A 10,489-nucleotide genomic window follows, 5' to 3' on the forward strand; every position below is an offset into this window, starting at 1 on the left:
AGTTTAACCTGATTTTTCTTTTACCCATGCAAGCGTATATTCCGGAATTTATCCTGGCCGGCCTGGCAATGCTTTTGCTTCTGGCGGAGACCTTCTGCAAAAAAACGCCCAAATTCTTTTTCGGGCTGATTGGCGCGGCGGGAACCCTGGCGATGCTTCCCTTCTACATGGAAGGGCTCTATGACAATACCTACATCATCCTGGCGCTCGTCGCCACAGCTGTCACCCTGCTGCTTTCCGTAGATTTCCGGGCCGTCATCAACTTTTCCTCCAATGACTCCAAATCCCAGGAGGGCACGGGGGAATTCTACATCCTGCCCCTGCTGGCCTGCGTAGGCATCACCTCCCTGTGCAAGGCCTCCAACCTGGTGGAACTGTTCGTCTCCCTGGAAGTGCTCACCCTGAGCTCCTTCATCATGGTAGGCTATTTCCGGCGGAACCTGGGTTCCACGGAAGCGGGCATCAAGTACCTGATTCTGGGCGCCGTCAGCACGGGATTCCTCGTTTTCGGCCTGGCCTGGTATTTCGGCATTACGGGAACATTCATTTATAATGAAACCATCGTCAGCCACGCTCTGGCCGACCAGACAGCCCCCGCCATGTACCTGGCCCTCGCCATGCTGCTGCTCGGCACAGCATTCAAAATCGGCGCAGTTCCCATGCAGCTGTGGATTCCGGATGTGTACCAGGGAGCTCCCACTCCGGTGACGGCTTTCCTTTCCGTAGCCTCCAAAGTAGCCGGATTCGCCCTGCTCGGCATCATCCTGGCCCCATTCGCCGCGCTGCCCCCCGTCGAATTCGTCGTAGCCCTGATGGCCGCCGCTACCCTGCTGGTGGGCAACCTGGGCGCCATTACCCAGACGAATCTGAAACGCATGATGGGTTATTCCTCCATCGCGCAGGCAGGCTTCATCCTTCCCTTATTCATCGGTACTGTGGACGGCCAGCTGGCTCCGAACGCTCCGTTCTACCTGGCTGTGTACCTGGTCATGACCTTCGGCGCCTTTTTCGCCCTTGCCATGATTCGCATCCAGCGAGGAAGCGAGGAAATTTCCGCGTTCCGCGGTCTGGGCAAAACCAATCCCCGGCTGGCCCTGGCTGTCACCATCATGTTCGCCTCCCTGGCGGGCGTGCCGCTGACGGCCGGATTTTTCGCCAAAATGATTTCTTTCGTGCACGTCATCAATACGGGGCTGTACCTGGGCTGGATGCTCCCCGTCATGATCGTTTGCGCAGCGTCCGGGTTTTACTATTACTTCAAGGTCATCCGCTCCATGTACTGGGACAAACCCGCAGAAAACGCGGAACCCGTGCAGGTGCCGGTCATTTCCGGAGTCATGCTGGCCGCGTTCTCCATTTTCATCGTGCTGGGGGGCCTGATGCCTCTGTTCCTGAATCCCATCCGGTAACAAACGCTTCCTTTCCGCCCATGATTCCGAAGGCCGTTCTCCGAATTGTTCGCAGAACGGCCTTCCTCATTCAGGAAAAGCCGCGTGTTCCGCGCCGGCCGGCCGAAAACGGAAGGGAGAAGGAAAGGTTGCAGCTGCCCGGCCTTCCGGGCTTACGATTTCAGCCGTTTCAGGATCCTGAGCAATTCGCCTGAGCCATACATTTCTTTTATCATATTCATGCCGGAAAAATTGTGAAAAAAGTGCGGCCTGCATGCGAGATTTCCCTCAGGACAACCGTAATTAGCCTGTTCTAATTATTTGCCTGCCCTTCCTCCGGTCATCAGGCAGACAACCATCAATCATTCACAGCCATGCGTCTTTTAACCTCCACCGCCGTCATTTGCGCCGCCCTGTTTTCCGGAACTATCCTGCAAGCACAGGACCCGGAACTGCTGGCCAAGCGCCAGTGCCGTTCCGTCCATATCAATCAGCAGGGACATCCCGTCCAGGCGAGCGCCCTGTACAATGTAGTAAAAGCCAAAACATCCGTTCCCGGCACCTACTTCTGCGCCATGAACTTTGATGACGGCTATATCGGTTTTCAGGAACAATCCAACGGTAAAAAAGTAATCATCTTTTCCATCTGGGATCCGGTGGCACACGGGGACAACCCCAACGACGTTCCGGAAGAAGAACGCACCAAGCTGGTAAAACTGGGCAAAGATGCACGCTCCGGACGTTTTGGCGGTGAAGGGACAGGCGGACAAAGCTTCGTGGATTATCCCTGGACAATCGGGGAGGAGATGCGCTTCCTCGTCTGCGTCAAAAAAATGGGCAAATTCAAGGAAATCAGCGGCTATTACTTTAATAACAAAAACAAGTCCTGGGATCTTATTTCCAAATGGAAAACGCATTCCTCGGAAAAGGAGCTTTCCTTCTCCGTCGGATTCGTGGAAGATTTTATGCGCAATTTTGAATCCGCCAAGAAGGCCCGCGGAGCCTTCTTTGGCCCAAGCTTCGCGTACAAGGACGGCAAATGGCATCCCAATACCAGCGTAACGTTCACCGGCGACCGAACCCCTTCCACCAACGTCATGGCGAATATCCAACCTGATGGTTCCGTGCTGCTTCAGACGGGGGGAAGCACGAAAATGACGGATTTCAAGCTGTTCCAAAATCGCCCCCTGCCCCAAAATATTAAACTCGTCCTGCCTGACAAGACCGTTACCAGTCTAGTTCAGGAGAACATGAACTGATTATGTCCCCAACCGGCTGGTTAACCATGATTGTTTCCATCGGCGGCGTACTGGCCGCCGCCGCATGGGCGTATTACAAGGTGCTCTCCACTCCCAAGGAAACAGAACACCTGGGCAGCCCTACCCCGCCACTGCCGGAAAATGCGGAGGAATAAGGTCCCGATGCGGTGAACCGCCGTACGCAGGACTGAACAATCCCCCGGATCATTTTGCCGCATCCAGAAAGCGCGCATGTTCCCGAGACCTGAAACAGGACGGATATAAGGGAGTATTTTCCCGGCAGAAAGGCAACACGGACCGGTGTTCCCCAGGGTATGCGTGCAAATCGCGCCCGAACCTGCGAGCCGCCCCGGTTCACAGGATTTTTAAACGTTTTTTCTCCTTACCCGTCTGACGGGGGCAGGATGAAGCCCAGCCGGTCAATGCCGTATCTGGCGCATTCCTGCCACAGGGATTTTTCCAGGGCTTCCGCAGTGCGGCGGCGTTCCTCTTCCGGCATGTTTTCAAAATATTCCGCTCCCAGGTGTTCGCTGATGGCCTTGTCCGCCATACGCGTCACGAGATCCGCCCAGAAAGAGTTATCCCGATATTCATCCAGGCAATCCTGGAAAAAAGCGTTTTCTTCATATTCCCGTGTGAAGGCATAGCCGCCCAGGTCCTCCGCATAGGCAATGCGCCCTTTCAATTTGGGAGTGACGGAAAGCTCCTTCATCAGCCGGGAAACCAAATTTCCCCACGCAGCCAGGCGCGCTTCCGCCCCGTCCTGCTGGTTGGAGGCAGCCACCGTGGCGGCGGTGGAAAGCATTTCCGCCAAATCACGCGCTTCCTCATCTGATAATTTCAACGTTACCGGCATGGAAAATCAGATCAATCCGAGTTTCATTCTGCCCTCCTCGCTGACCATGTCCTGGTTCCAGGGGGGATCCCACACCATTTCCACATCCGCGGCCTCCACCCCTTCCAACGCTTCAATACGGTCCTTGGCTTCCATGACCAGATGAGGGCCCATTCCGCAGCCGGGCGCCGTGAGGGTCATTTTTACCGCCACATGGTGAAGGCCGTTCTCCAGCTCAATGACAGTCACATCATAGATCAGGCCCAGGTTGACGATGTCCACGGGAATTTCCGGGTCATACACACATTTCAGCGTATCCCAGACCCTTTCTTCCAGTGTGGCGTTCTCATCCAGCGCAGCCGCTTCCGGAGAAGGTTCTTCCGCTCCAGCGCCAAGGGCGTCCGCGTTCTCCCTGGAAATACGGGCCAGGCCATGGTCCGTAGCCACAGTATAGGAGCCGCCCAGTATCTGGGTGACATACACGCGTTCCCCTTCCGGCAGGGTGAGCACATCCCCGCTGGGGATCTGGACCGCCGTCACTTCTCTTTTGAGTTCTATTACCTGGTTCAGCATAAATCCTTGCGATTAAAGGAATATCCGACTATGGACACGCGCCGGAGGCATCCGAACGCCATAGGGCAGAACCGACCCATGGTTCCCGGAATCTTTCGCGCAGGAGCAACATAAGGCGTATTTGCATCACCGTCGAGGTCAAAAACTGTTCTGCCCCGACCGGGAAAGCCCTTCATGACAGGAAAGAGCATGCCGCCATGTTTTGGAAAAGCCGCCGGAAGCGGAGAGCTTCGTTCTTGCCTAGCGGAGGGAAAAAGTGTAAAAAGTTCGGGCTGTCCGGGCTGCCCCGGCTGCATGTGCATTTTCAACCTGACATTCCATGCTAGATTACTTACGTAAACATACAATCGTCATCATGGCAGCCATGGCCCTGGTGTTTGTGGGCCTCATGTTCATCGGCGGGGACGTAAGCGGCGGCTCCCTGACCGGCATGTTCAAGCAGACTTTCGTTTCCGTGGATGGGAAATCTTATGGGGAAAAGGATTATAACAACATGGGCAGGACCGGCCTGTCCGTGGCTTTTTCCTTCCCTTCCACCTTCGGCCCGCTGCTTCAGGACAATTTCAGCTCGGAAGAAAATCTGCGCGAACTCTGCTACCTGTTGAAAACAAATAACCCCAATGCGGCTTTTCTGGCCTACCGCGGCATTATCCGCCGGGAGGCGGGACGCCTGGGCTTGACGCCCAGCACCACGGAAATTGACGATGCCATTTGCAAGATTCCAGAGTTCCAGGACGACAAAGGCGTTTTCGACCCCCAAAAATACGACAATTTCATTTCCATGCGCGGCAACATGGGTAAAAAGCTGCAGGAGGAACTGCTGCGCGGACTGATGGAAGACACCATCAGCCTGGAACGCATCAAGGACGTGCTGACCGGGGGTATTTCCGTGGAGCCCGGTTTTGCCGAAGCTGTCGCCGAATCCAACAGCCAGCAGATTACCATCAACACCGCCTTCCTGGAAAAAAGCGCCTTCCGTCCCAAGACGGATCCCGGAGAAGAGGAAATAAAAACCTTCTGGGACAAGCATAAGGAAAATTACAAGAATGAAGAAGCGCGCTTCTTCACCGTTTACACCTTTATCCCCGCAGGAGATGCCCAGGCTCCCAAGCCCGGCGACATTTCCAACGCCACCATGGAGACCATGAACCTGGTGGAAAATGACATCTGGGAACCGCTGAACGCCACCAACGGCAGGAACATGGACCAGGCCATCAGCGAAGCCCTGGCCAAGGCTCCCGGCGTCTGCAAAATGGAGAAAAAATCTTACACGGCCGTAACGCGCAAAAACGCGCCTCAGGAAATCAACCAGACAATCAACCAATCCGCTTCCGACGGACGCAGCGCCAATCTGCTGGATGTGGCTTTCTCCCTGACGGGAGCCCCCGCCCTGAATGCGGATGCGGATGCCAAGGCCATTGAAGAAGCGCGCGCCAAAACCGGGGCCGAACAGATCAGCACCATGCAGGTGCTGGAAAACGGGCAAGTCGTCCTGATCCGCCTGGAAGGCGTTACTCCGGTCAAAGCCCTGCCTTACGAGTCTGCCCGCAACAGCGCGCGTGCCGACCTGCTGGAAAGCATGACCGTTGAATCCATGAACAAGGCAGCTACGGAACTCAATACGGAACTGCAGAAGGCGGAGAACCCTGTGGAACAGTTCAATGCCATCGCCGGAAAAGCCGGCGCCAAAACCGGCGCTTACGGCCCCTTTATTAATCCGAACGCACTCTTGAGCAGCGTCAACCTGCAAAACGCCAAAACACAGGAAGAACTCCAGTCTCTTCTGGAACGGGCCATGAATTCCCGCCTGGCCCCTCCCAAAGAACTCCCGGCTCCTGAAGAAGTATTCCAGGCGGTTTCCGTCATCAACCCCGGCCAGATGGCCCAGCCCATCAACACAGGGGACGGCATCCTGCTGACCCAGCTCGTCAAGCGCGAACTGGAGGATACGCCGGAATTCCAAATCAAAGCTACCCAGCAAATTGCCCCGGCTCTGACTGCCCAGGCAAAATCCATGATCATGCTGGACTGGCTGAAAGCGTGCATTGCCCAATACAAGGTGGAAATTGCCCCCATCCTGAATCAGGAACGCTAACGTTTTTCCTTTCATGACAACCGTCAGTGCGCCCGTCTCCTTTTCACAGGCCCTGAACGCCGTCTGAACGCATTCACCATGATGGCCTCCGCCCGGAGGCCATCATTTTTATTATTCTCTCCATCCTCTGCCTTTTCATCATCCAATGAGCGCCCTGCCCTCCCAATCCAGATACATCATCGGAACGGAAGCCTGCGAACGTTTCAGCTTCTACGGCATGAAGTCCATCCTCATGCTGTACATGACGGGCCACCTGCTGATGAGCGACAACTGGGCAACCTCCACCCTCCATATCTTTGTGGGAATGGTTTATCTGCTTCCCCTGGCGGGGGCATGGCTGGCGGACAAGGTCTGGGGCCGATATAAAACCATTCTTTATATTTCCCTGCTTTACTGCGTAGGGCACGGAGTTCTGGCAACGGCGGATCTTTTCCACACCATTGAAACGCGCCGTTACATTCTCATGGCGGGCCTGTTCATCATCGCGCTGGGAGCCGGAGGCATCAAGCCATGCGTCTCCGCTTTTATGGGAGACCAGATTCCCAATAAGTCCCCGCAGTTAATGACCAAGGCCTTCAATGCCTTCTACTGGGCCATCAACCTGGGTTCCTTCTTCTCCTTCCTGGTCATTCCGGCCATGGAACAGCATTACGGGTACAGTTGGGCGTTTGCCGTCCCGGGTCTTTTCATGGGAGTCGCCACTTTCGTCTTCTGGCTGGGCCGCAAAAAATACCACAAAACGTCTCCGGACCGGAACAACGGCCAGGCCGGCTTCTGGAAAGTCCTTTTCATCATCCTGTTCCACGGAGGCTGGAAAAACGCGGAACAACGCTGCGGAACTTCTGCCGTGGAAGACACCAGGCACATCCTGAAAATCCTTTCCATCTTTGCCTTTATCATCCCATTCTGGTCCATTTTCGAACAGACGGCTTCCTCCTGGGTGGCCCAGGGCAGCAGGATGATTCCTCTTTCCATCCCGCTTCCGGGCGGTTCCTGGTCCATCGGGCCGGCCCAAATCCAGGCGGCCAATCCCATTTTTGTCATGGTGTTTATCCCCCTCATCACCGTATTTGTTTATCCCAGGGCGGCAACACTGGCGAAGCCCCTAGTGCGTCTCGGAACGGGGTTGGCCCTTAGTTCCGCTACATTCCTGATTGTCGCTTTCCTGCAATACCGGCTGGAAGAAGGAGCCTCCATGTCCATCGCATGGCAGCTGATTCCTTACTGCGTACTCACCATCTCTGAAATCCTGGTCAGCACCACCGGCCTGGAATTTGCCTATACGCAAGCTCCGGCGCATTTAAAAAGCCTCATCACCAGCTTCTGGAACCTCACGATTTTTGCGGGCAACATGCTGGTGGCCGCAATTACTTTTTTCCTGTCCAACGGAGAAGCAGCCAACGCCATTTCCACGGACCGCTTCATCCTGTACGCCGTACTGGCCGCCGTGGTGGCGGTAGCCTACTCCTTCCGGGCGCGCAGGTACGGAAAAACGGAATAAAGAAAGCGCCGCCGTTCCCGAACATATGGCCGGAGTTTAATCATGTCTTGAAAAACAACCGGGCCGTAAGAGAGCAACATGCAGCCCGGCCATTCCCTCCGTCAGGTTTCCTTTCGGGAAAGCTCCGGAAGACACAAATTACATGAGGATATGACCGGACAAAAAGTTCTGAAGAAGGTCAGGAGATACGGCAGTCGTTAAGCAGCTCGTCCATATAAAAGGTCATCTCCGCCAAAGCTTCACGGTATTCCGTTTGGGGAAGGAGCCACAGGATTTCGCGGGCCGCCTCGTTTTTCTCCAGCGCTACCTGAATCGCCTTGTCCAGCGCCTCCGCAAAAACGGGATTATCCTGAAAGGCGGAGTAATCCACTACTTCACGGTTTTCAATGGCGTCCCGCAGGGTCGCCTCCACATTCCTGTCACCGCATTCCAGCAAATTGAAGATGGGAAGGGTCAGCTTGCCCTTGGTGGCGTCCGTATGAAGCGTCTTTCCGGCGTCGTCTTCATCTCCCACCATGTCCAGGCAGTCGTCGTAAATCTGGTAGGCTACACCCAGCAGATCCCCCAGCTGATAGAGGGATTCTTCCACTTCCGGGGTTACTCTGGAAATCCAGCCAGCGCCCCCCGTAGCCGCGGAGAAAAGGGAAGCGGTTTTTTTCCGGATGATTTCAAAATATTCCTCCCGGGTCATGCTCAGATCATACAGGCGGCTGGACTGGGCCACTTCCCCCTGGCATACGTTCCTGACGGTATTCGCCAGCCTGCGGCAGAATTCCGTGCTGCCGAATTCCGTGCCCAGCACCATGGCATGGGAAAAGAGAACATCCCCCAGCAGTACGGCGAGGCTGTTGCCCCAGAGGGCATTCGCCGTAGCCTCGTCCCGGCGTTTATCAGCTCCGTCAATCACGTCATCATGCACGAGGGAAGCCAGATGCACCATTTCCAGCAGAGCGCCCAGCCGGATATGGGCCGGTTTGACGCCGCCCGTAGCGCCGGCAACCAGCAGAACCAGGGCAGGCCGGAGCATTTTGCCCTTGGACTGGCATACCGTCTCCATGTAATCGGCCACCTCCGGGTCAAAACATGATGATTGCGCTTCAACAAACTCGGAAACCTGCTTCAATTCCGGCTTAACCAGTTGAAGATAGTGCTTCTGGGATCGTAATTTCGAAAAGAACGGAATGGACATGATATAGAACGGGGGCGGCGCTGGTCAGCGCCGCGGGGATTGTGGCATATTTAAAGTTCCCTAGCAATGTATTTCACAGGACATCTTTTCATAACCGAACGGCAATCCGCCAAACCCGATTTGCCAGGCGCCGGCCCCCTCCCGGGATAAGGCTCATTTTGACCTTGAGCCAGGAGATTTTCCTTCTACACTGGGCCATCATGAGAGCCTTGGTCTATGATTGCAGCGCGGGCATCAGCGGAGATATGAATCTGGCCGCCCTGATTGATTTGGGAGCGGACCGGGAAAACCTGGAACGGGAACTGTCCAAATTGCATGTGCACGGGGAGTGGAAACTGGAATGCCGCCGGGCGCAGCAACACGGCATCCAGGGAACCCGGATTGACGTGCTGACGGAGGAAGAAGGGCATTCCGGCTGCAGCCATGCGCACCACCACCGGACTATGGCTGATATACGAACACTTATTGAGACAAGCGCCCTTTCCAACACCGTCAAGCGGACGGCCCTTTCTATTTTCACCCTGCTGGCGGAGGCGGAAGCCCGCGTACACGGCACGGCTCCTGAGGAAGTACATTTCCATGAGGTGGGCGCAGTGGATTCCATCATCGATATCACGGGAGCCGCCATCTGCCTGGAAATGCTCCGGGTGGACGCCGTTTTCACCGGACCGGTGGAGTTGGGGTCCGGCACCGTAACCTGCCAGCACGGAACAATGCCCGTTCCTGCGCCGGCAACGGCTTTGCTGGCGAAACATTTCCGGGCCACCCTGAATGGAACCGCCCATGAGGCCACTACACCCACCGGAGCCGCCTACATTGCCGCCCTGGCGCAGCCCGTCCCCTCTCCGCTGGCAGGCCGGATTACCGCAACCGGCTATGGGATAGGCCACCGACAGGGACTGTCCATACCGAATATTCTCCGGGTGATGCTGGTAGAAACGGAAGAAGTGGAAACTTCCCCGGAACTGCTGACGGAGCTGTGCGCCAATATAGACGATATGACGCCGGAACAAACAGCCTACCTGGCGGAAAAGCTGATGGAGGCAGGCGCTCTGGATACCTGGCAGGAGTCCGTCTGCATGAAGAAAGGCCGTCTGGCGGTCAAGGTTTGCGCCTTGTGCCTGCCGGAACAGACGGACCGCGTGCGGGAAGCCTTCTTCCTGCACAGCAGCACGCCGGGCATCAGGCAACATGGCACGCTCCGCCATCTTTTGCGCCGGGAAAGCGCCCCTGTCCCTACGCCCCATGGAACGGTTCATGTAAAAACTTCTTTTATGCACGGCCGACCCCATCACCGGAAAGCGGAATTTGAAGATTGCAGAACCCTGGCGGAAAAGACCGGGTTGCCTCTGGAGAAATGCCAGCTGATGGGGCTTTTTCCCACACCTTCCCATGACGACGACGCCACAGACTCCGTTTGAACGGCTGCGCGCCGTCCTTCTCCCCAGGGAGCGCCTTGCCGTCGCTTTGTCCGGGGGGCTGGACAGCAGTGTGCTGCTTGCCGCCGCCGTCCGAATCCTGGGAGCGGATCACTGCCTGGCCCTGACCGCGCAAACGCCCTACGTGATGGAGGAGGAAGTGCGGGACAGCACGGCGTTATGCCGCCGCCTGGGCGTCCGGCAGGAAAAACTGGCGTTTCCCATCCCGCC

General features: G+C 56.2%; 9 protein-coding genes and 1 pseudogene. 7 read left to right on the top strand and 3 right to left on the bottom strand.

Features of this window, described 5'->3' with window-relative positions:
- Positions 1-26: 26 nt before the first annotated feature.
- From CI070_RS07970 to CI070_RS14145, 3 genes are all read left to right on the top strand, one after another.
- On the top strand, positions 27-1,409 hold the full coding sequence (locus CI070_RS07970) for an NADH-quinone oxidoreductase subunit N (RefSeq protein ID WP_094136494.1): 1,383 nt from the start codon (positions 27-29) through the stop codon (positions 1,407-1,409).
- Positions 1,410-1,762: 353 nt separating this feature from the next.
- Positions 1,763-2,647: a DUF3472 domain-containing protein gene (locus CI070_RS07980; protein ID WP_094136496.1), complete on the top strand. Its 885-nt coding sequence runs from the start codon at positions 1,763-1,765 to the stop codon at positions 2,645-2,647.
- 26 nt (positions 2,648-2,673) lie between these two features.
- Entirely contained in the window at positions 2,674-2,802 is a 129-nt protein-coding gene (locus tag CI070_RS14145; RefSeq protein ID WP_256943703.1) for a hypothetical protein, read from the top strand.
- Positions 2,803-3,029: 227 nt separating this feature from the next.
- On the opposite strand, the gene CI070_RS07985 is transcribed toward CI070_RS14145, so the two are convergent.
- Positions 3,030-3,503: a hypothetical protein gene (locus tag CI070_RS07985; RefSeq protein ID WP_094136497.1), complete on the bottom strand. Its 474-nt coding sequence runs from the start codon at positions 3,501-3,503 to the stop codon at positions 3,030-3,032.
- 6 nt (positions 3,504-3,509) lie between these two features.
- Positions 3,510-4,055 (bottom strand): putative Fe-S cluster assembly protein SufT, encoded by a 546-nt coding sequence (gene sufT / locus CI070_RS07990; protein WP_094136498.1) that lies wholly within the window; start codon positions 4,053-4,055, stop codon positions 3,510-3,512.
- Between the two features lie 319 nt (positions 4,056-4,374).
- On the opposite strand from sufT, the gene CI070_RS07995 reads away from it, so the two are divergent.
- Together CI070_RS07995 and CI070_RS08000 are read left to right on the top strand one after the other, a co-directional pair.
- Positions 4,375-6,150 carry a peptidylprolyl isomerase gene (locus CI070_RS07995; RefSeq protein WP_094136499.1) on the top strand — a complete coding sequence of 592 codons (1,776 nt, stop codon included), beginning with the start codon at positions 4,375-4,377 and terminating at the stop codon, positions 6,148-6,150.
- Between the two features lie 145 nt (positions 6,151-6,295).
- Positions 6,296-7,651, top strand: a complete 1,356-nt coding sequence (locus tag CI070_RS08000; protein WP_094136500.1) for a POT-type proton-dependent oligopeptide transporter — start codon at positions 6,296-6,298, stop codon at positions 7,649-7,651.
- Positions 7,652-7,829: 178 nt separating this feature from the next.
- Here the strand turns inward: CI070_RS08000 and CI070_RS08005 are convergent, their stop codons facing one another.
- Positions 7,830-8,840 (bottom strand): polyprenyl synthetase family protein, encoded by a 1,011-nt coding sequence (locus tag CI070_RS08005; RefSeq protein WP_094136501.1) that lies wholly within the window; start codon positions 8,838-8,840, stop codon positions 7,830-7,832.
- 200 nt (positions 8,841-9,040) lie between these two features.
- On the opposite strand from CI070_RS08005, the gene larC reads away from it, so the two are divergent.
- Both larC and CI070_RS08015 read left to right on the top strand, forming a co-directional pair.
- Positions 9,041-10,261 carry a nickel pincer cofactor biosynthesis protein LarC gene (larC, locus tag CI070_RS08010; protein ID WP_143245627.1) on the top strand — a complete coding sequence of 407 codons (1,221 nt, stop codon included), beginning with the start codon at positions 9,041-9,043 and terminating at the stop codon, positions 10,259-10,261.
- Positions 10,233-10,489, top strand: a pseudogene (locus CI070_RS08015) (hypothetical protein); the annotation flags it as partial. The gene larC and the pseudogene CI070_RS08015, both read left to right, overlap by 29 nt.

The organism is Akkermansia muciniphila (genome assembly GCF_900184965.1).
In the GTDB taxonomy this organism is placed as follows: domain Bacteria; phylum Verrucomicrobiota; class Verrucomicrobiia; order Verrucomicrobiales; family Akkermansiaceae; genus Akkermansia; species Akkermansia muciniphila_A.